Annotated in this window: 16 protein-coding genes; all 16 read right to left on the bottom strand. The window is 67.2% G+C overall.

Annotated elements, in window-relative coordinates:
* Positions 1–39 precede the first annotated feature (39 nt).
* The gene (dnaE, locus tag AC1MFL_RS01995) at positions 40–3,597 is read right to left on the bottom strand and encodes a DNA polymerase III subunit alpha (protein WP_479813046.1); all 3,558 of its coding nucleotides are present in this window, start codon (positions 3,595–3,597) and stop codon (positions 40–42) included.
* Positions 3,598–3,690: 93 nt separating this feature from the next.
* Positions 3,691–4,548: an RluA family pseudouridine synthase gene (locus tag AC1MFL_RS02000; RefSeq protein ID WP_479815263.1), complete on the bottom strand. Its 858-nt coding sequence runs from the start codon at positions 4,546–4,548 to the stop codon at positions 3,691–3,693.
* A gap of 253 nt (positions 4,549–4,801) precedes the next feature.
* Positions 4,802–5,386, bottom strand: a complete 585-nt coding sequence (gene lspA / locus AC1MFL_RS02005) for a signal peptidase II (RefSeq protein WP_479813048.1) — start codon at positions 5,384–5,386, stop codon at positions 4,802–4,804.
* Between the two features lie 138 nt (positions 5,387–5,524).
* Positions 5,525–6,223 (bottom strand): DivIVA domain-containing protein, encoded by a 699-nt coding sequence (locus tag AC1MFL_RS02010; RefSeq protein WP_479813050.1) that lies wholly within the window; start codon positions 6,221–6,223, stop codon positions 5,525–5,527.
* A 148-nt stretch (positions 6,224–6,371) separates the two neighbouring features.
* On the bottom strand, positions 6,372–6,680 hold the full coding sequence (locus AC1MFL_RS02015) for a YggT family protein (RefSeq protein WP_479813052.1): 309 nt from the start codon (positions 6,678–6,680) through the stop codon (positions 6,372–6,374).
* Positions 6,681–6,818: 138 nt separating this feature from the next.
* Positions 6,819–7,349: a cell division protein SepF gene (locus tag AC1MFL_RS02020; RefSeq protein WP_479813054.1), complete on the bottom strand. Its 531-nt coding sequence runs from the start codon at positions 7,347–7,349 to the stop codon at positions 6,819–6,821.
* An 87-nt stretch (positions 7,350–7,436) separates the two neighbouring features.
* Entirely contained in the window at positions 7,437–8,183 is a 747-nt protein-coding gene (locus AC1MFL_RS02025) for a YggS family pyridoxal phosphate-dependent enzyme (RefSeq protein ID WP_479815265.1), read from the bottom strand.
* Between the two features lie 56 nt (positions 8,184–8,239).
* Positions 8,240–9,037 (bottom strand): purine nucleoside phosphorylase YfiH/LACC1 family protein, encoded by a 798-nt coding sequence (locus tag AC1MFL_RS02030; RefSeq protein ID WP_479813056.1) that lies wholly within the window; start codon positions 9,035–9,037, stop codon positions 8,240–8,242.
* Positions 9,038–9,136: 99 nt separating this feature from the next.
* Complete coding sequence (ftsZ, locus tag AC1MFL_RS02035) at positions 9,137–10,357, bottom strand: cell division protein FtsZ (protein WP_479813058.1); 1,221 nt, start codon at positions 10,355–10,357, stop codon at positions 9,137–9,139.
* 330 nt (positions 10,358–10,687) lie between these two features.
* Positions 10,688–11,587, bottom strand: coding sequence for a cell division protein FtsQ/DivIB (locus tag AC1MFL_RS02040; RefSeq protein WP_479813060.1), 900 nt, complete (start codon positions 11,585–11,587; stop codon positions 10,688–10,690).
* Positions 11,580–12,995, bottom strand: coding sequence for a UDP-N-acetylmuramate--L-alanine ligase (murC, locus tag AC1MFL_RS02045; RefSeq protein ID WP_479813061.1), 1,416 nt, complete (start codon positions 12,993–12,995; stop codon positions 11,580–11,582). Before murC ends, AC1MFL_RS02040 begins: the two co-directional genes overlap by 8 nt.
* Before the next feature lie 4 nt (positions 12,996–12,999).
* Positions 13,000–14,139, bottom strand: coding sequence for an undecaprenyldiphospho-muramoylpentapeptide beta-N-acetylglucosaminyltransferase (gene murG / locus AC1MFL_RS02050; RefSeq protein WP_479813063.1), 1,140 nt, complete (start codon positions 14,137–14,139; stop codon positions 13,000–13,002).
* Between the two features lie 6 nt (positions 14,140–14,145).
* Positions 14,146–15,639, bottom strand: coding sequence for a putative lipid II flippase FtsW (ftsW, locus tag AC1MFL_RS02055; protein ID WP_479813065.1), 1,494 nt, complete (start codon positions 15,637–15,639; stop codon positions 14,146–14,148).
* A 2-nt stretch (positions 15,640–15,641) separates the two neighbouring features.
* Positions 15,642–17,243: a UDP-N-acetylmuramoyl-L-alanine--D-glutamate ligase gene (gene murD / locus AC1MFL_RS02060; RefSeq protein ID WP_479813067.1), complete on the bottom strand. Its 1,602-nt coding sequence runs from the start codon at positions 17,241–17,243 to the stop codon at positions 15,642–15,644.
* Positions 17,225–18,334, bottom strand: a complete 1,110-nt coding sequence (gene mraY / locus AC1MFL_RS02065; RefSeq protein WP_479813069.1) for a phospho-N-acetylmuramoyl-pentapeptide-transferase — start codon at positions 18,332–18,334, stop codon at positions 17,225–17,227. The genes murD and mraY overlap by 19 nt, the downstream gene beginning before the upstream one ends.
* Positions 18,331–19,905 carry a UDP-N-acetylmuramoyl-tripeptide--D-alanyl-D-alanine ligase gene (locus AC1MFL_RS02070; protein ID WP_479813071.1) on the bottom strand — a complete coding sequence of 525 codons (1,575 nt, stop codon included), beginning with the start codon at positions 19,903–19,905 and terminating at the stop codon, positions 18,331–18,333. The genes mraY and AC1MFL_RS02070 overlap by 4 nt, the downstream gene beginning before the upstream one ends.
* Position 19,906 lies beyond the last annotated feature (1 nt).

Below are 19,906 nucleotides of genomic sequence, written 5' to 3' on the forward strand. Positions count from 1 at the left end.
CAGGTCGGGCATGTCAGCTGTCCAGGCAGGTCGGGCATGTCAGCTGTCCAGGCAGGTCGGGCCGAGGAGCACCTTCAGGTCCCCGAACAGCGAGGGGCTGGGGTTGACCCGCAGATGGACGGGCAGGCCCATGATCTCCACCCTGGAGTCCCCCTGCAGGTGCAGCCGGACCTCGGACTTGCCCCGGTGGGTCCGCAGCACGTCACCGAGCTCGGTCACGACGGCTTCGGTCGCCTTATGGGTCTGCATGGTGATCACCAGCGGGCCGTTGAGGCCCTCGCTGAGGTCGGGAACGGACAGTTCCATGCAGTTCAGCGCGACAGCCCCGTCATCACGGCGCTGCAGCCGCCCCTTGACCACCACGATCAGGTCTTCCGCCAGCACCGAGGCGATGGGACCGTAGACCTGGCCGAAGAACATGACCTCGACGGAACCGCCCAGGTCCTCGATCTCCGCGCGGGCATAGGCGTTGCCGCTGGCCTTCGCGATCCGCCGGCTCAGCGAGGTGATCATGCCGGCGATGGTGACGATGGCGCCGTCGTGCGGGCCGTCCTCGGCAATGAGCGAGGTGATGGACTGGTCGGCGTGCTGACTCAGGAGCCCTTCGAGCCCCTGCAGCGGGTGGTCCGAGACGTACAGGCCAAGCATGTCGCGTTCGAAGGAGAGTTTGTCCTTTTTCTCCCATTCGGGCAGGTCCGGGATTTCGATGCTCAGCGACGCCTCCGATTCGGCCTCATCGAAGCCGGCGAAGAGGTCGAACTGGCCGATCGCCTCATTGCGCTTGAGCGTGATGACGGAGTCGATGGCTTCTTCATGGATCATCGCCAGGGCGCGGCGGTGGTGGTTCAGGGAGTCGAAGGCACCGGCCTTGATCAGGGACTCGATGGTGCGCTTGTTGCACACCACGGCCGGGACCTTGACCAGGTAGTCCTTGAAGGACGTGTAGGCGCCCTCTTTTTCGCGCGCGGCCACCATGGCGTCGACGGCGTTGACTCCGACGTTGCGGATGGCTCCCATGCCGAAGCGGATGTCGGTTCCGACCGGGGTGAAGTTCAGCGTTGACTCGTTGACGTCCGGCGGCAGCACCGTGATTCCCATGCGCCGGCATTCGTTGAGGTAGATCGCCGATTTGTCCTTGTCGTCGCCGACCGAGGTCAGCAGGGCGGCCATGTACTCCGGCGCATAGTGGGCCTTGAGGTAGGCGGTCCAGTACGAGATCACGCCGTAGGCCGCCGAGTGCGCCTTGTTGAAGGCGTAGTCGGAGAACGGCAGCAGGATGTCCCACAGGGTCTTGACCGCGGCCATGGAGTAGCCGTTGTCCTGCATGCCCTGGGAGAATCCGGCGAACTGCTTGTCCAGCTCGGATTTCTTCTTTTTGCCCATGGCGCGGCGCAGGATGTCGGCCTGGCCCAGGGTGTAGCCGGCGAGCTTCTGAGCCACGGCCATCACCTGCTCCTGGTACACGATCAGGCCGTAGGTGCCGCCAAGGATCTCGGAGAGCGGTTCCTCAAGCTCCGGGTGGATCGGGATGACCTCCTGGATGCCGTTCTTGCGCAGGGCGTAGTCGGTGTGCGCGTTGGCACCCATCGGACCGGGCCGGTAGAGGGCCAGCACCGCGGAGATATCTTCGAAGTTGTCAGGCTTCATGAGCTTGAGCAGGGACCGCATCGGGCCGCCGTCGAGCTGGAAGACGCCCAGGGTGTCGCCGCGGGCGAGCAGTTCGTAGGACGCGACGTCGTCCAGTTCCAGGGACTCCAGGTCGAGGTCGATCCCGCGGTTCATCTTGATGTTTTCCAGGGCGTCGGAAATGATCGTGAGGTTCCGCAGGCCCAGGAAGTCCATCTTGATCAGGCCGAGGCCTTCGGACGTCGGGTAGTCGAACTGGGTGATGACCTGGCCGTCCTGGAAGCGGCGCATCACCGGAATCACGTCAATGATGGGGTCCGAGGACATGATGACGCCGGCCGCGTGGACGCCCCACTGGCGTTTCAGGCCCTCGATGCCGAGGGCCGTTTCGAACACCTTGGCGGCTTCCGGGTCCGTCGCGATCAGCTGCCGGAAGTCCGCGGCCTCGCTGTAACGCTTCGAGTCCTTGTTCTGGATATCCGCCAGCGGGATGTCCTTGGCCATCACGGCCGGCGGCAGCGCCTTGGTCAGCTGCTCGCCCATGCTGAACGGGTAGCCCAGAACGCGCGAGGAGTCCTTGAGGGCCTGCTTGGTTTTGATGGTGCCGTAGGTGACGATCATCGCGACACGTTCGTCGCCGTATTTGCGCGTGACGTAGTCAATGACCTCGGAACGGCGCCGGTCATCGAAGTCGACGTCGAAGTCAGGCATGGAGACGCGGTCCGGGTTGAGGAAGCGCTCGAAGATCAGGCCGTGGTGCAGCGGGTCGAGGTCGGTGATGCGCATGGCATAGGCCACCATGGACCCCGCGCCCGAACCTCGCCCGGGACCCACCCGGATGCCGTTGTTCTTGGCCCAGTTGATGAAGTCGGCCACCACCAGGAAGTAGCCCGGGAAACCCATCGACGTGATGACGCCGAGTTCGTAGTCGGCCTGGGTGCGCACCTTGTCCGGGATGCCCTGGGGATAGCGGTACTGGAGTCCCTTGTCGACTTCCTTGACCAGCCAGGACGTTTCGTCCTCCCCCTCGGGGCAGGGGAAGCGCGGCATGTAGTTGGCGCCGGTGTTGAACGAGACTTCGCAGCGCTCGGCGATCAGTAGCGTGTTGTCGCACGCCTCCGGGTGGTCGCGGAACAGCTCACGCATTTCCTGCGGTGACTTCAGGTAGTACCCGCTGCCGGAGAAGGCGAAGCGCGAGCCGCCGTTGTCGTATGTGGGCTCCAGGAGCGTGGAACCGGACTGGATGGCCAACAGGGCCTCGTGGGCCTTGGCGTCGTGCTCGTGGGTGTAGTGAAGGTCGTTCGTGGCCACCAGCGGCAGGTTCAGTTCCTTGGCCAGGCGCAGCAGGTCGCCCGTGACGCGCCGCTCGATGTCCAGGCCATGGTCCATGAGCTCGCAGAAGTAATTCTCGGCGCCGAAGATGTCGCGGAATTCGGCCGCCGCCTCGACGGCTTCGCGGTACTGGCCGAGCCGGAGCCGGGTCTGGACCTCACCGGAGGGGCAACCCGTGGTGGCGATCAGGCCTTCGGAGTAGGTGTTCAGCAGCTGGCGGTCCAGCCGGGGCCATTTGCCGAAGACCGAATCCAGGGAGGCGATCGATGAGGCCCGGAACAGGTTCCGCATGCCCACGTTGTTGTAGCTGAGCAGCGTCATGTGAGTGTAGGCGCCGCCGCCGGAAATGTCGTCCTTGCGCTGGTTTTCCTCGCCCCAGCGGACGCGGGTCTTGTCCGTGCGCGCGGTGCCGGGCGTGACGTAGGCTTCGACGCCGATGATCGGTTTGATGCCCTGGTCGGTGGCCCTCTTCCAGAAGTCGAAGGCTCCGAAGAGATAGCCGTGGTCCGTGGTGGCCAGGGCGGGCATGCCCAGCCGCTCGGTTTCATCGAACAGCTCCCCGAGCCGGGCGGCACCGTCCAACATGGAGTATTCGGTGTGGTTGTGGAGGTGCACGAACGAGTTGTTGCTGGAAGTCACCGAATCATTCTAGTGCCGTGCGCCGACCTTTCAGCGCGGCACCCCGTGCGCCAACGGATTGGACGGCTCCAATCCGGTGGCGGGCCGGACCAATCAGGCCTGTCCGGACTCCAGGACTTCCAGCGCGTAGCGCAGGTCCTGCGGGTATTCGCTGGTGACCGTGACCCTTTCGCCGGTCCGAGGATGGTCGAAGGACAGCTGCCGGGCGTGCAGCCACTGCCGGGTGAGGCCCAGGGTGGCGGCGAGCCGCGGGTCCGCCCCGTACGTGAGGTCGCCGGCGCAGGGGTGGCGCAGTGCAGCGAAGTGGACCCGGATCTGGTGCGTGCGGCCGGTCTCGAGGTGGACCTCCACTAGTGAGGCCTTCCCGAACGCCTCGAGGACCTCATAGTGCGTAATGGAGTCCCTGCCGTCCTCGATGACGGCGAAGCGCCAGTCGTGGCCCGGGTGGCGGCCGATCGGCGCGTCGATGGTCCCGGCCAGCGGATCCGGCAGGCCCTGGACGACGGCATGGTACACCTTGTCCACAGTGCGTTCCTTGAAGGCCCGCTTGAGCGCGGTGTAGGCGTTCTCCGTCTTGGCAACCACCATCACACCGGAGGTCCCGACGTCGAGCCGGTGGACGATGCCCGCGCGCTCCGGCCCGCCGGAGGTCGAGATCCGGTAGCCGAGGCCGGCGAGACCGCCGACGACAGTGGGCCCGACCCAGCCGGGCGAGGGGTGCGCGGCCACACCGACCGGTTTGTCGATGACGACGAACTCGTCGTCGTCCAGCAGGATGTTCAGGCCTTCCACTACTTCCTCCACAATTTCCAGGGGGTCCCGGCGTTCCGGGACGACGACGTCGAGCACGGCGCCGGGGGCAAGCTTGAGCGACTTTCCGACCGCTTTGTCCTTGCTGGTGACATTGCCCTCGGCAATCAGGGTGGCGGCCTGCGACCGGGAAATGTCCATGAGTTTCGCGAGTCCGGCGTCCACCCTGGTCCCCGCAAGTTCGTCCGGGACCACAAAGCGGAACGATGACGCAGGGGCGGCCGGTGTCGCTTCCCCGGCGTCCGCATCGTCGATGTCGTCAGAAAGGATGTCTTCCGGCAGGATGTCTTCCGGCAGCCTGCCGGAAGGCGTCAGGTCTTGCGGGGCCAGGTCCTCCGGCATCGTGTGGTCAGCAACCGTATGGTCGGGAACCGTGTGGTCAGGCACCGCGTCCTTAGGAGTCATGTTTCACTGTGTCCTTTGTCAGGTGCGAGCCGTCCAGGGAGATCCCGCGCAGGGTGAGCAAGCAGATGATGACCACGGAGGATACGACGGCCGAGTCGGCGATGTTGAAGATTGCGAAGTTGGGGAGCTGGATGAAGTCCACCACATGGCCCATGGCGAAGGAGGGCTCCCGGAACAGCCGGTCGGTGAGATTGCCGAGCGCGCCGCCGAGCAGCAGCCCGAGCGCCAGGGCCCACCAGACCGACCCCAGTTTCCGCAGCTGCAGCAGAATGGCAACGGCGACAGCGGTCATGATGATGGTGAATACCCAGGTGACGTTTTCGCCGATCGAGAATGCAGCGCCGGAGTTGCGGATGTAGTACCAGTGCAGCAGCGGGGGGAGCACCGGGATCCTCTCCCCCTCGGTCATGTTGGCCGTCACCCACAGTTTGGTCAGCTGGTCAAAGACGTAAGCGAACACCGCCAGGCCGAAGAAGACGGAGAGCAGCAGGACCCGCCGCGGCCGCGGCTTCGTGGGCTCTGCCTCGGCAGGCTGAGCAGGCTGCGTGGCGTCGGGTGAGGGTGCGTCAGTCATAAGGCTTTCGTTCACGGGCCAGTGCGGGCACTGGGAGCTGGGTTCTTGGTCACGGCCGCCGGCGTGGCTGCGGTTAATGACAAAAGCCGGCGGCCGAGGAATCCTCAGCCACCGGCTTTCAGAATACTTGCTTAATGCCTAGCTGGTGGCTTCGACCTCAGGGGCCGCCACGGAGCCGCGGGCATCAAGATCGCGCAGCTGGCCTTCGATGTAGGCCTTCAGGCGTGAACGGTAGTCGCGCTCGAAGCCGCGGAGCTGCTCGACCTTGCGTTCCAGCACGGAGCGCTGCTGCTCGAGGGCGCCGAGGATCTTGCGGGACTTCTCCTGGGCGTCGTTGACGAGGCTGCTGGCCTCGATCTGCGCTTCGGCGATGATCTTGTCGCGCTGCTGCTCGCCGTCTGCGACGTGCTTGTCGTGCATCTGCTGCGCCATGGCGAGCAGGCCTGCAGCCGACTCGGATGCCGGGGTCACGGCGGTGCGTGCCGGGGCAGCTGCCTGCTCGGCTTCCTTCTTCTTGGCAGCGTCAGCAGCCTTGGCAGCTTCAGCGGCCTTGGCCTCGGCCTGGGCTGCGGCTTCTACCTTGGCGCGGTCTTCCTTCTCGACCTTGACGGGTACCGGAACCTTTTCCACCACGGGAGCCGCGGCGGCGGAGCTGGCAGGCGTGCCGGCGCCCAGTTCGGCGAGCTTCTTGCGCAGCTCGTCGTTCTCCTGGTTCAGGCGTCGCAGTTCAACGACGATCTCGTCCAGGAAGTCATCAACTTCATCCTGGTCGTAGCCTTCGCGGAACTTGGTCGGCTGAAAGCGCTTGTTGACAACGTCTTCTGGCGTCAAAGCCATCTGGTCACCTCGTTGGTCTAGTTAGTCAGAGGCCTTCCGGCCGTCAAAACTACGGTACCTAAATATGGTCTGGTTCCTCTAATTCAACACCGCAGTGTCAAACCGGAGTTTCTAACTGTTTCGTGCCGCGGACCGGGCCGCCGTCCAACTACGCTGCGATCGGCTGGGAAAGAACCAGGAACTTGGCAACTCCCATGGCGATGGTGACCGCCACGAACAGCAGCAGGAAGCCTAGGTCCAGTGACACTCCGCCGAGCCGCAGGGGCGGAATGAGCCGCCGGAGCAGTTTAAGCGGCTTGTCTGTGACCGAATACACAGCATGCGCCGTGACGAGGGCCGCGCCGCGCGGCCGCCAGCCGCGGGCGAACATCTGCACCCAGTCAAAGATCAGCCGGATGATGAGGGCAACAAAGAACAACAGCAAAGCGATATAGATGAGTCCGAAAACAATTCCCATGAGCTAACTCATATCTCCATGTTCATTCCGGATACCGCAGTGTCCTCTTGATAGTTACGCCTCTATTTCAACACGGATAATTCAGCAAGGATGCCAGACAGGGTCTCCCCTGCCTGGCATCCTCCGCAAAATCGTGGGCTAGCTCTGGTTGAAGAAGCTCGCCTGGGTCTCGCTGACCTTCTTGTCATCGCCGATGACTTCAACGTACGACGGCGACAGCAGGAACACCTTGTTTGTGACCCGCTCGATGCTGCCGCGAAGCCCGAAGACCAGGCCGGCCGAGAAGTCGACGAGCCGCTTCGCGTCCGCCTCACCCATGTCCGTGACGTTCATGATGACGGGAATGCCGTCACGGAAGCTTTCGCCAATGAGCTTGGCGTCGTTGTAGGACCGCGGGTGGATCGTGGTGATCTGGCGGAGTCCGGTGTGCTCTTCGCGGCTCGATGCCGCTCGCTTGATGGGTGTCACAGGTGCGCGATATTCCTCTTCAGCGGCGTAGGGCTCTTCCCTGGCGGCCTCGCGGACGGGCGCCGGTGCACGGCGTTCCTCGCGGTCATGCTCCATGGAATCGTCCTCATCCTTGTGCGATGTTTGGTGCTCAGACTCGTAGTGTTCGTCGCCATCGGCGAGCCCAAGATAGATCATTGTCTTGCGCAGAGCGCCGGCCATGGTCGACTCCTAATCGTGTCCGTCAGCGGGCCGATCAGTGACTTAGCAGCCTTGGAATCCCCGCCATTACCTTCCAATACGTTGAACCTACCGCAACGCCGGACGCGGACCGAGAATATCGGAGCCAATGCGAAGGTGTGTCGCCCCGAACCGGATGGCCTGTTCCAGGTCCTGGCTCATGCCCGCGGAAATGGCTGTGGCGCCGGGATGGTCGGCAGTCAGGCGTGCGGACAGCTCCGCGAGCTTCTCGAACGCCGGGGCCGGATCGGCCCCGAAGGGCGCGACCGCCATCACCCCGGCCAGACGGAGCTCCGCGTGCCCGGCCAATTCCTCGGCCAGCGCCGGGACGTCGGCCGGAAGGGCACCGCCGCGGCGGCCGCCGGCGTCGTCGTCGAGGCTGACCTGGATGAAGCAGTCCAGAGGCGCCCTGCCGGTGTGTTGCTGTTCGGCCGCCATGGCCTTGGCCAGGGCCCGGGCCAGCTGCAGTCGGTCCACGGAGTGCACGGCATGGGCGTACTTGACGACGGATTTTGCCTTGTTGCTCTGGAGCTGGCCGATAAAGTGCCAACGGAGCTCCAGCCCGGCCAGCTCGGCAGCCTTTTCCGCGGCTTCCTGGTCCCGGTTCTCCCCGACGTCCGTGATGCCGAGGAGGGCGAGCCTCCGGACATCCCCGGCGGGATGAAATTTGGTGACCACGATGAGCCGGGGCGGCCGTTCCTGCCGTCCGGCGGCTGCGACGGCGCCGTCGATGCGCCCCCGGACGGCGGCGAGCCGCTCCCGGAGCTCTTCCAGCCGGGGATCGGATTCCGTGTTCGCCGGCTCCTGCGCCTTCATCGGCTCATTCGTCTGTCGATTCACCGCGTCGTTCACCGCGTCGTTCACCTGGTCGTTCACCGGGTCGTCCCTCTGGGGGCCGTCCCGGCATCCGTCCACACCAGACCGGCGAACCGGCCGGTGTGCCGGTCACGGCGGTAGGAGAACAGGCTTTCATCCTCCAGGGTGCAGTCGCCGGAGTATTCGACCCGGACACCTGCGTCCTGCAGCTGGCTGCGGACGGCGGCCGGCAGGTCCAGGCCCGGGGTGCCCCGGGAGGTGGTGCACCGGGCTGCGGGCACCCGGGCAGCCACCTCGTCACGCATGGCCTCGGGCACCTCATAGCACCCTCCGCAGACGGACGGGCCAATCCAGGCGCTGAGCCCGGTCGCGCCGAGTTCGCGCATGCGGGCCGCGGCCGCCGGTACGACGCCGGACGCGACGCCCGGGCGCCCGGCGTGAACGACGGCCAGCACGGGGCTTTCGCCGCCGGCCCTCTCCCCCACCAGGACGACCGGCACACAATCGGCGACCATCACGGCCAGGGGTTCCCCCAGGGACACCATGGCGTCAGCAGTCGGGGCAACAGGGGCCGGGGCAGCGGCGGCAGAGGAGTCAGCAGCCGGGGCACCAGGGGCGGGGCCGTCAGGACCGAAGCCGGCGGTCGCGGCGCCAATGCTGGCCACCTCGTTGCCGTGGACCTGGTTCATGTACTGGAAGTTCCGGCCGCCGAGTCCGAGGGCCGCCTCCAGCCCGCGACGCCGGCGCAGGACCTCCACCGGATCGTCGCCGACATGGAGCGCCAGGTTGCCGGCGGCAGCGTCGGTAAAAGCCACCCAGACGCCGGGCCGGACTTCCGCCCGCCACGAGAACACTCAAAACTCCAAATCGTTGCCAAACTTGTTTGCAGAGCTTCGATCCTACGAGAAAGCACCATGGCACTGCCAACCGGCAATGCCATGGTGCTTCAGGACCTACTTGAGGAAGTCAGGGACATCCAGGTCGTCGGAGTGGCGGCCGGACAGGTCCGGCTCCACAACGGACGGCAGGTCCACGTCGAAGCCGGAATCGGCCGGAACTGCGGACGGGCGCTGCTGGCCCCAGCCGCCGTACCCGGAAGCGCCGACCGTGGCGTGCAGCGGCTGGACCTGCGCCGAGGACGGAGCCTGCGCCGGGGCGGGGGCCGGCGCTGCCGGACGCTGCGGTGCCGACTGCGGAAGCGACTGGTCCATGGAGGGCGAGGTGGCCTTGACGTCGTCGAAGCCGGCCGCGATGACCGTCACGCGGGCCTCGTCGCCGAGGGCATCGTCGATGACGGCACCGAAGATGATGTTGGCCTCGGGGTGGGCGACTTCCTGGACCAGGCGGGCCGCCTCATTGATTTCGAAGAGTCCCAGGTCCGAGCCGCCCTGGATGGACAGCAGGACGCCGTGGGCGCCGTCGATCGATGCTTCCAGCAGCGGAGAGGCAATGGCGAGCTCGGCGGCCTTGACGGCGCGGTCTTCGCCGCGTGCCGAGCCGATGCCCATCAGCGCGGAGCCTGCGCCCTGCATGACTGACTTGACGTCGGCAAAGTCGAGGTTGATCAGCCCCGGGGTGGTGATCAGGTCGGTGATGCCCTGGACACCGGACAGGAGCACCTGGTCGGCGGAGCGGAACGCGTCCAGGACGGAGACGTTGCGGTCGCTGATGGACAGCAGACGGTCATTGGGGATGACGATCAGCGTGTCGACTTCGTCGCGGAGTGCGTCGATGCCGGCCTCCGCAGAGCCTGCACGGCGGCGGCCCTCGAAGGTGAAAGGCCGGGTGACGACGCCGATGGTCAGCGCCCCGAGCGAACGGGCGATCCGGGCCACGACGGGCGCGCCGCCGGTGCCGGTGCCGCCGCCTTCGCCGGCGGTGACGAAGACCATGTCAGCGCCGCGCATGACCTCTTCGATCTCCTCGGCGTGGTCCTCGGCGGCCTGCCTGCCGACGTCAGGGTTCGCACCGGCTCCCAGGCCGCGCGTCAGCTCACGCCCGATGTCGAGCTTGACGTCTGCATCGGACATCAACAATGCCTGCGCATCGGTGTTGACTGCGATGAATTCGACGCCGCGAAGACCGACCTCGATCATGCGGTTGACTGCGTTCACGCCACCGCCGCCGATGCCGACGACCTTGATGACGGCCAAGTAATTCTGCGGAGCTGCCACGTTACGTGTCCCTTGTTCGTGTTCTATTGCGAAAACTGATGGAGTCGGACTTGAAGCTTTGAACCTTAACCTTCGAGTTGAAGGTTATAGTTATGTCAAGTAACTCATGCTGTGACGCTATTTCCTATGTAGATGACATTCAATAACCGGCCCCGCGTGTCGCGGTAATACCGGCGAAATAGCCTCTTTTGGTGCCGGGTTCAGGCCGTGTTGGTAGTGGCTGGGTGCTGGGTCACTGTTGTGTCTGGTGCCGCGCGGCCCGCTGCGGCCGGCGCCCGGGGCAGACCGGGGTCCGCGCCACCCCCGGCCTCCCGGACAACTGATTGGCGGCTATCGGGTGACCGGGTGCCGGGGCACACTCACGTCATAGATCCGGACCGGGTTCTTCGGGTCTGCGGGGGCATTGAGCAGGGCCTGCAGGACCTTTGCCTTGAGCTCCCTCTCCCCCGCATTGCCCCAGACGATCGTCTGGCCGTCCACGAGCTTGAGTTCAACGGCGTCGACCGATTTGGCCGAGGCGTTGGAGAGCCGGGCGAGCACATCGGCCGGCAGCGCCCCCAGGACGCCGGTGATGGCGTGGAACAGATCCTTGGGCAGGGTGCCGCTTCCGCCGTCGATGACCGGGAGCGCAATGGAGGCCGGGTCGGCAGTGTCGCTGAGCTTCACGCCGTCGACGTCGACCAGCTGGTAGGCCTCACCCTGCTTGACCAGGGCCACCGGGACGCGTTCGGTCACCTTGACCAGGAGCGTCGAGGGCGGCAGCGCCTGGGCGGTGACGCCCTTGACCTGCACCAGCGGCTGCAGCAGGGCGGTGACGTCGCCGTCGCTGATCTGCGGCAGCGGCTTGCCGTGCAGCGGCTCAAGGGCCGCCTGGACTTGGTCCGCGCTCAGCAGTTTGGTGCCCTGGACGGTGACGGTCTGCAGCGCCAGGACTGGCGAGTACACCGCCGCGGCGATGATCGCCGCGACCAGCACGGCCAGGGAACCAATGATGCCCTGGCGGATGCGCCTGCGCCGCTTGGCCCTGGGCTCGGGAAAGGACAGCACATTGTCCCGGGCCGGCGGCGCCTCCTGTTTGGTTCCGGCGGCGGGGGCCGCGGCGGGGGCCGCGGTGGCGGCCGGGCCGCCGTCCTTGGACGCCGAGATGACATCGGACGACGCCGGGTCCCCGGGCGCCGACGCCGGCCGGCGAGCACCCGTCCGGTAGCTGGGGCGTCGGGTGCTAGGCACCGGAGGGTCCGTTGTTCAGGGCCGCGACGATCAGTGGCCCGTAGGCCGTGACGTCGCCGGCTCCGACCGTGAGCACGATGTCCCCGGGCGCGGCGGCGGCCACCACGGACTGCACGGCCTCCTCGCCCGGGCCGACGAGCCGGCCGCCGGCTCCCAGGTGGGCGGCGATCAGCTCGCTGGTGACGCCCGGTATCGGGTCCTCGCGGGCTGGATAGATGTCCAGGACCAAGGCGGTGTCGGCGGCGTTGAGCGCCGCGGCGAACTCTTCGGCGAATTCCCGGGTCCGCGAAAACAGGTGCGGCTGGAAGAGGACATGCAGCTTGTGCCCGCCGGCCACCGACCGCGCCGCGGACAGGGCTGCGCGCACCTCCGTGGGGTGGTGCGCGTAGTCGTCGTAGACCCGGACGCCGCGGCCCTCGCCCTTGAATTCGAAGCGCCGGGACGCCCCGGTGAAGTGGGCCAGGGCGCCGGCGGCAACGGCGGGGTCGACGCCCAGTTCCACGGCCACAGCGAAGGCCGCGGTGGCGTTGAGGGCATTGTGCCGCCCGGGAACATGCAGATCGAGCCTGAAGCGTCCCGCGGGGGTGGAGATGGACACGTCCCCCGGCCCGCCGTCGTGCAGCTGGAGCTGGACGTCGCCGCCGGTGCCGTAGAGCACGACGCGCGTGTTGCCGCGCTCGAGGGTCCGACGGGCCAGGGCGCTGGCTCCGGCGTCGTCCGCGCAGGCCACGAGCACGCCGTCGGCCGGGAGCAGCGCCGTGAACCGGTCGAAGGAGGCGTAGACGGCCTCGGCGGTGCCGTAGTAGTCGAGGTGGTCCGGTTCGACATTCGTCACAACGGCGATCTGGGGCCTGTAGTTCAGGAAGGACCCGTCGGATTCGTCGGCTTCCGCCACGAAGATGGGGGTGCTGCCGCTGGCGGCGTTGACGCCCAGCGCCGGGACGTTGGCGCCGATGGCGAAGGAAGGGTCCAGGCCCGCGCCCTGGAGCAGGACGGTGATCATCGACGTTGTGGTGGACTTGCCGTGCGTGCCGGCGACCGTCACGGCGGTGTCCTGGGCCATGGCGGCCGCCAGTGCCTCCGAGCGGTGGAAAACGGGCAGTCCGGCACCCCGGGCGGCCGCCAGTTCGGGATTGTCCGGGCGGATGGCGGAGCCGGCAACCACACTCTGGGCGTCGCCCAGGTTGGCGGCGTCGTAGCCGACACAGATCCGCGCCCCGGCGGCCGCCAGATCGGCCATGACCGGGAGGTCCTTGGCGTCGGAGCCGCTGACCGGCAGGCCGCGGGCCACCATGATGCGGGCCACGGCGGACATTCCCACGCCGCCGATGCCGACGAAATGCACCCGGCCGAGGGATTCCGCGGTGCGGGCGGCCAGGGAGGTGTTCTGGTGTTCGGGCTGGGTCATTCCGCTACCGCTTCCTGCTGGGCTTGGTCGGCTGTGCCTTGGCAGACGCAACCGTTTCAAGGACGAGACTGGACATGCGCCGGTCGGCGTCCCGGATGCCGAGCCGTTCGGCGCTTGCCGCCATCCGGGCGAGCCGGTCCGGATCCTGCAGCAGCGGGATGATGTGTCCGCGGACCCACTCCGGTGAGAATGTGCTGTCGTCCACCATCAGGGCGCCTCCGGCCCCGACGAGCCCGGCGGCGTTGAGCGCCTGTTCGCCATTGCCGATGGGCAGCGGAACGAAGACGGCGGGAAGGCCGACGGCGGCGACCTCGCAGACCGTGGCGGCCCCGGAGCGGGCCAGGAGCAGATCGGCCGCCGCGTAAACCGTTTCCATTCCGTCAACGTACTCGCGCTGCTGGTAGCCGGGGGCCGTGAGGGGCTTGCCGTCGGCGTCGTGGACTGCCTTGCCGCGTCCGGTGAGGTGCAGGGTCTGGATGCCGGCCTCTGCGAGGAGGCCGGCCGACGCCGCGATGGTGCGGTTGATGCTTTGGGCACCCGAGGAGCCGCCGGTGACGATGAGGGCCGGGCGCTGCGGATCCAGGCCGAGGGCTGCCCGGGCTTCGGTCCTGGCCGCGCTCCGGTCCAGGCCGGAAATCTCCGGGCGCATGGGCATGCCTACGTGCCGGGAGGCACCCAGCCGGGTTGCGGCGAAGGCCACGGCAACGTGTCCGCCGAGCCGGGCCCCCACCCGGTTCGCCAGACCCGGGCGGGTGTTCGCCTCATGGATGACAATCGGGATCTTCCGGCGCCAGGCGGCGAGGTACATCGGGGTGCAGACGTAGCCACCGACGCCGACCAGGACGTCGGCTTTGGCCTCGTCGAGGATTTCGCCGGCCTGTTTCACGGCGTGGACGAGCCGTCCGGGCAGCCGCAGCAGGTCCAGCGACGGCCGGCGCGGGAACGGAACCCTGCTGATCGTGACGAGGTCCAGGCCTGCGGCCGGAACCAGCCGGGCTTCCATCCCGGCGGGCGTGCCGACGGCCAGGAGACGCACGCCGGGGCGGGCCTCCCGGAGTGCGTTCGCGATGGCCAGGAGCGGGCTGATATGCCCGGCTGTTCCGCCGCCGGCGAGGACGACGGACAATGACTGCTCGGTGTTCATGGAGGCCTATTTACGCTTTCGTGCAGGTGTTCTGGGGGCAGGGGTTCCGGAGGCAGGGGTTCCGGAGGCGGGGGTTCGTGTCCCGGCGGCCGGTGTTCGGAGGGCTTTGGCCCCGGCCGGGTTCTTCGCCTCGTTCCGGGCTGCGCCGCGTGCGGCACTCTGCTTCCGCAGGGTGGCTGCGAGCCCGGCCGGGCCGAACCGGAACAGCCGCTTGGGCTGCAGGCCGGGCGCCATCTGGGCCCGGGCCAGGGACAAGACTACGCCGATCGCGCACAGCGACATGAGCAGCGCCGAGCCGCCGTAGGAGATGAATGGGAGCGGGATGCCAATCACGGGGGCCAGGCCGGTGACCACGGCCATGTTGACGGTCGCCTGGCCGAGCAGCCAGACCATGATGGTGCCGGCCAGGACGCGGTGGAACATGTCCTTCTGCGCGACGACAACCCGGTAGATGGCGGTGCCGAGGATGGCGAAGAGAATCAGGACCACGAAGGTTCCGACCAGACCGAGTTCCTCGCCGATGATGGCGAAGATGAAGTCGTTGTGGGCTTCCGGGATCCAGCTGTACTTCTGCCGGCTCTGGCCGAGTCCCACGCCGAACCATCCGCCGGAAGCGAGGCCATACAGGCCGTTGGTGGACTGGTAGTTCACGTCGGAGCCGTCGGCGCAGGTCTGTCCCGTCCAGGACAGGATGCGGCAGACCCGGTTGGGGCTGGTGATGGCCAGGACGATCGTGCCCGCGGCGAGGATGGCCCCGGCGATGCCGAACAGATACAGCCGCACTCCGGCGAAGAACAGGGCGGCCGCTGTGATCATCATGACGATCATGGCGGTGCCGAGGTCGTTGCCCATAAGGATGAGACCGATCACTCCGGCGGCGCCGGGGACCACCACCGGGATCAGGGCGTGCTTGGCCTGGGACAGCAGCTTGGCCTTGCGGTCCAGCACCGTGGCCATCCACAGGGCAAGCGCCAGTTTGGCCGCTTCGGAGGGCTGGAAGGTGAAGGGGCCGACATCGATCCAGTTCTGGTTACCGAGGGCGCTGCGTCCGACGAGGAGGACCAGCACCAACAGCACGAAGGCCGCGATGATGGCGATCCAGGCTCCGCGCTTGAGCCACACCACGTTGACGCGTGAGAGCAGGAACATGCCGAAGAGGCCGATTCCGGCGAACATCCCCTGTTTGAGGGCGGCAGTGTAGGGCGATTCCCCGGCGGCGATGGCCTCGACGCTGGAGGCGGATAGCACCATAAGGATGCCAATTGCCGTCAGTGCGATCGTGGAGCCCAGGATCAGGTAGTACGTGGAGCCGTTGCGGGACTTGCCCGAGCCTTCCAGCGCGGACCAGAATCCCCGGTTCCAGTCCCGGATCCTGAGGCCGGCCCGTTGCAGGCCGTTTTGGGCCGTGGCCCCTGATGCTTTTGCTGCCGGCGGCTTCGCAGTGTGCGGCTTTGTCGCGGCCGGTGTGGCCGCGGGGTTACGTGTGGGCGTGCTGACCATTGTTACTCCTCGCTGGTCTGAGCCTGCCCTTCCACGAGCTCGCGAACAGCTTCAATGAAGGCGTCGCCACGGTGAGCGTAGGAAGAGAACTGATCCATGGACGCAGCCGCCGGGGCCAGGAGCACAGTGTCCCCGGAGGCGGCCAGCTGCGCTGCCGACGCAACGGCCTGGACCATCACAGTTTCGCTGAAAATCGGCGAGGGGCCTGCTACGGCGTCGGCCGTCCCGGCAGTCTGCACCTCTTCAGTTTCGCCCTTCCCCTCCCCGATCACTGGGACATCGGGCGCGTGTCGCTGCAGCGCGGAGAGTAGATCGCTGGAGTCTGCCCCGATCAGGACGACGGCTTTGAGCCGGCGGGCGTGCTTGTGGACAAGCGCGTCATAGCTCACGCCCTTGGACAGTCCGCCGGCGATCCAGACAACGTTCTCGAAGGCGGAAAGGGAAGCCGAGGCGGCATGCGGGTTGGTGGCTTTGGAGTCATCGACCCAGAGGACGCCGTTGTGGCGGGCCACGAGCTGGATGCGGTGGTCCCCCGGAATATAGTTCAGCAGGCCTTTGCGGACCGCAGCCGGCTCCACGCCGTAGGCGCGGACCAGGGCTGCCGCGGCGAGGGCGTTGGCCACCATGTGGCGCGGGGCCACGGTCCCGAGGTCCGAAACGGAGGCCAGTTCGGCGGCGCTGTCCTTGCGTTCGGCGATGAAGGCGCGGTCCACGAGGAGTCCCTCGACGACGCCGAGCATGCTGACGGCAGGCGTGACGGTGGTGAAGGCCACGGCCCGGCAGCCCTCGACGACGTCGGCGTCCTCCACCATGCGTTCGGTTTCGATCTGCTCCGCGTTGTAGATGCACGCCTTTTGGGTGTGCTCGTAAACCTTGGCCTTGTCCGCCAGGTAGGAGGCGTAGGAGCCGTGCCAGTCGACGTGGTCCTCGGCGACGTTCAGGCAGACGCTTGCCACCGGCGAAACGGAGTGGGACCAGTGCAGCTGGAAGCTGGAGAGCTCGACGGCGAAGACGTCGTAGTCCACCGGATCGCGCAGGGCATCAAGGATGGGTGTGCCGACGTTGCCGACGGCGATGGCCTTCAGTCCTGCCGCCTGCAGCATCGATTCGGTCAGTCCGACCGTGGTGGTCTTACCGTTGGTGCCGGTAATGGTGAGCCAATCTGCGGTCTTGCGTCCTTTGCGTTCGCGGACCCGCCACGCGAGTTCGACATCGCCCCAGACCGGGATGTGCGCCCTCGCCGCGGCGGCGAGCAGGGCCTGGTCCGGCCGCCAGCCCGGGGAGGTGACAATCAGGTCCGGCTTGGCGCCGTCGATTTTGGGAACGGTTTCCACGGCGTCCCCGCCGAGGAGGACCCCGGCGGCCCCGACGATCCGCAGCGTATCCGCCTGGGCCTGGGCCGTGGGGCCGGTGGCGGCGTCCACCACGACCACGCGGGCTCCGAGTTCGATCAGCGTGTCCGCAGCGGCGAACCCGGAAACCCCGATGCCGGTGACGACGACCCGCAGGCCGGCCCAGCCGGAGTCCCAGCTGACAAGGTTTTCCAGCCGCGGTGACGTGGTGAGGGGTGCGGGAATTGGACCGGTCACAGCAATACCACCCATTCGGCGTAGAAGATGCCCAGTCCGGCGGCAACGAAGAGTCCGCACAGGATCCAGAACCGGACGACGACGGTGACCTCGGCCCAGCCTTTGAGTTCAAAGTGGTGCTGGAGCGGTGCCATTTTGAAGAATCGTTTGCCCTTGGTGATCTTGAAGTAGCCGACCTGAATGATCACCGAGAGGGTGATCAGGACGAAGAGGCCGCCGATGAAGGCGAGCAGCAGCTCGGTCCGGGACAGAATGGCGAAGCCGGCGACAGCGCCGCCGATCGCCAGGGAGCCGGTGTCGCCCATGAAGATCTTGGCGGGTGAGGTGTTCCACCACAGGAAGCCGACCAGCGCCGCACTGAGGATGGCGGCGAGCAGGGCCAGGTCCAGCGGGTCGCGGACGGTGTAGCAGCCGGCGCCGGCCTGCCGCGGCGAACCGCAGGACTGGTTGCTCTGCCAGATCCCCATCAGGGTGTAGGCACCGAAGACCATGATCGAGGCACCGGCGGCCAGGCCGTCGAGGCCGTCGGTGAGGTTCACTCCGTTGGTGGCGGCGGTGATGATCAGGTTCGACCAGAGCACGAAGAGGATGGCACCGATGACGGTGCCGGCGAAGGCGAGGTTTAACCACGGGATGTCGCGGACCAGGGAGATCTGGTAGGAAGCGGGCGTCACGCCGTTTTCGTCCGGGAAGTAGAGGGCGAGGACCGCGAAGATGATGCCCACGGCGGCCTGCAGGGTCAGCTTGGCTTTGGCGTTCAGGCCCAGGCTGCGCTGCTTGGAAATCTTGATGAAGTCATCCAGGAAGCCGACGAGCCCCATCCCGACCATCAGGAACAGCAGCAGCAGGGCCGAGGCGGACGGGCCCGGTGACTCCGGGTTCATCAGCCACATCACGAGGTGGGTGATGGCGTAGCTGGCGAGCACCGCCAGGACCACGACCGTGCCGCCCATCGTGGGGGTGCCGCGCTTGGTGTGGTGCGACGTGGGTCCGTCATCCCGGATGAATTGGCCGTAGCTCTTGCGGACCAGGAAACGGATGAAGAGCGGGGTGCCCAGGAAGGAAAACAGCAGGGCCAGTCCGGCGCCCATCAGCAGTGCAATCACAGCAGCGCACTCCCTTCGGTGGCGGTTCCTTCAGTGGCGGTTCCTGCGGCGTGCCCGGCGGTGCTCCCGGCAGCCCTTCCCTCGGCGGGGCCGGCAGCGGTCCCGGGGGCCTGTGGGGGTAATGCTATCCGATCGCCCAGATGGCGCAGCCCGATGCTGTTGGAAGACTTGAACAGCACGAGGTCGCCGGGTTCAAGCTCGGCGTGCAGCAGTTCGTAGGCTTCCTCCGCTGTTTCGGCGAAGACGCACTCGTTGCCCCAGGACCCCTCGTTGACCGCGGAGACGTAGAGCGACCGGGCCTCGCGGCCCACCACGACAAGCCGGGAGATGTTGAGCCGGACCACTTGGGTGCCGACAGCCATGTGCTCGCGGATGGAGTCCGGGCCAAGTTCGAGCATGGCCCCGAGCACGGCCCAGGTCCGGCGGCCCCTTCCGAGGTCTGCGAGGGTCCGCAGGGCGGCGCGCATGGATTCCGGGTTGGCGTTGTAGGCATCGTTGATGACCGTGACGCCGTCGGGCCGTTCGGTGCGTTCCATCCGCCAGCGGCTGGCGGCCGTCTGGGTGCTGAGGGAGACTGCGATCCGGTCGGCGGAGACGCCGGCGGCGTGCGCCGCCGCCGCCGCTGCCAGCAGGTTGGCGATGTGGTGGGCGCCGATCAGCTTGGCTGCGACGTGGTGCCCGGCGCTCCCGCCCGGCAGGAAAAGTTCGAATTCGGGGTGGCCGTCGGCGTTGAGCTCGACGCCCTCGGCCCGGACCAGCTCTGCACCGGTCCGCACGGCACCGTCGGGCAGGCCGCCGCGGGCGGGCAGGGCGGAATAGCCCAGCACCGTGGCCCGGGTCCGCGCGGCCATCGCCGCGACGCGGGCGTCGTCCAGGTTGAGTACGGCGGTGCCGGCGGCGGGCAGGGCTTCGACGAGCTCGCCCTTGGCCCGGGCAATGTTCTCCACGCCGCCAAATTCGCCGGCGTGGGCCGTGCCGACGCCAAGAACAACGCCGATGTCGGGGCGCACCATCTCCGCGAGGTAGCTGATGTGGCCCACGCCCGTGGCACCCATCTCAATCACGAGGTAACGGGTGTCGGCGTCGGCCTTGAAGACGGTGAGCGGGACCCCGACTTCGCCGTTGTAGGAACCCTGCGGGGCAACGGTCCGGCCTTCACCGGCCAGGATCCCGGCCAGCAGGTCCTTGGTGGTGGTCTTGCCGGCGGAGCCGGTAATTCCGATCACGGTCAGGGTCTCGCCGGCGGCTGCGCGGCTGGCGCGGATCCGGCGGACGGCTTCGGCGGCCAGTGCGCCCATCGCGAGGACCGAGTCCTGGACGACGACGGCGGGGTAGGTTCGCCCGGCACCGTCCGCGACGTCGTGCTCGACCAGTGCCAGCACTGCTCCGCGTTCGAAGGCCGCGCCCACGAAGTCGTGGCCGTCGGCCGTCTCCCCCGGCTTGGCCACATAGAGGGAACCCGGTGTGGCTTCCCGGGAGTCGGTGACCACGGAGCCGGGGATAATCCCCGGCCCGGCAGCCAGCCGGCCGTTGGTTAGATCGGCGATTTCCGCCGCGGTAAATGCAATCATC

The sequence above is a fragment of the Arthrobacter sp. BG3 genome, assembly GCF_056680185.1.

Coding starts and splice junctions, on each gene's coding strand:
- AC1MFL_RS02000 (WP_479815263.1), bottom strand. CDS start 4,548: ATGGACATTTCCCGGTCGCAGGCCGCCACCCTGATTGCCGAGGGCAAT.
- lspA (WP_479813048.1), bottom strand. CDS start 5,386: ATGACTGACGCACCCTCACCCGACGCCACGCAGCCTGCTCAGCCTGCC.
- AC1MFL_RS02010 (WP_479813050.1), bottom strand. CDS start 6,223: ATGGCTTTGACGCCAGAAGACGTTGTCAACAAGCGCTTTCAGCCGACC.
- AC1MFL_RS02015 (WP_479813052.1), bottom strand. CDS start 6,680: ATGGGAATTGTTTTCGGACTCATCTATATCGCTTTGCTGTTGTTCTTT.
- AC1MFL_RS02020 (WP_479813054.1), bottom strand. CDS start 7,349: ATGGCCGGCGCTCTGCGCAAGACAATGATCTATCTTGGGCTCGCCGAT.
- AC1MFL_RS02025 (WP_479815265.1), bottom strand. CDS start 8,183: ATGAAGGCGCAGGAGCCGGCGAACACGGAATCCGATCCCCGGCTGGAA.
- murC (WP_479813061.1), bottom strand. CDS start 12,995: ATGACCCAGCCCGAACACCAGAACACCTCCCTGGCCGCCCGCACCGCG.
- murG (WP_479813063.1), bottom strand. CDS start 14,139: ATGAACACCGAGCAGTCATTGTCCGTCGTCCTCGCCGGCGGCGGAACA.
- ftsW (WP_479813065.1), bottom strand. CDS start 15,639: ATGGTCAGCACGCCCACACGTAACCCCGCGGCCACACCGGCCGCGACA.
- murD (WP_479813067.1), bottom strand. CDS start 17,243: ATGGGTGGTATTGCTGTGACCGGTCCAATTCCCGCACCCCTCACCACG.
- AC1MFL_RS02070 (WP_479813071.1), bottom strand. CDS start 19,905: ATGATTGCATTTACCGCGGCGGAAATCGCCGATCTAACCAACGGCCGG.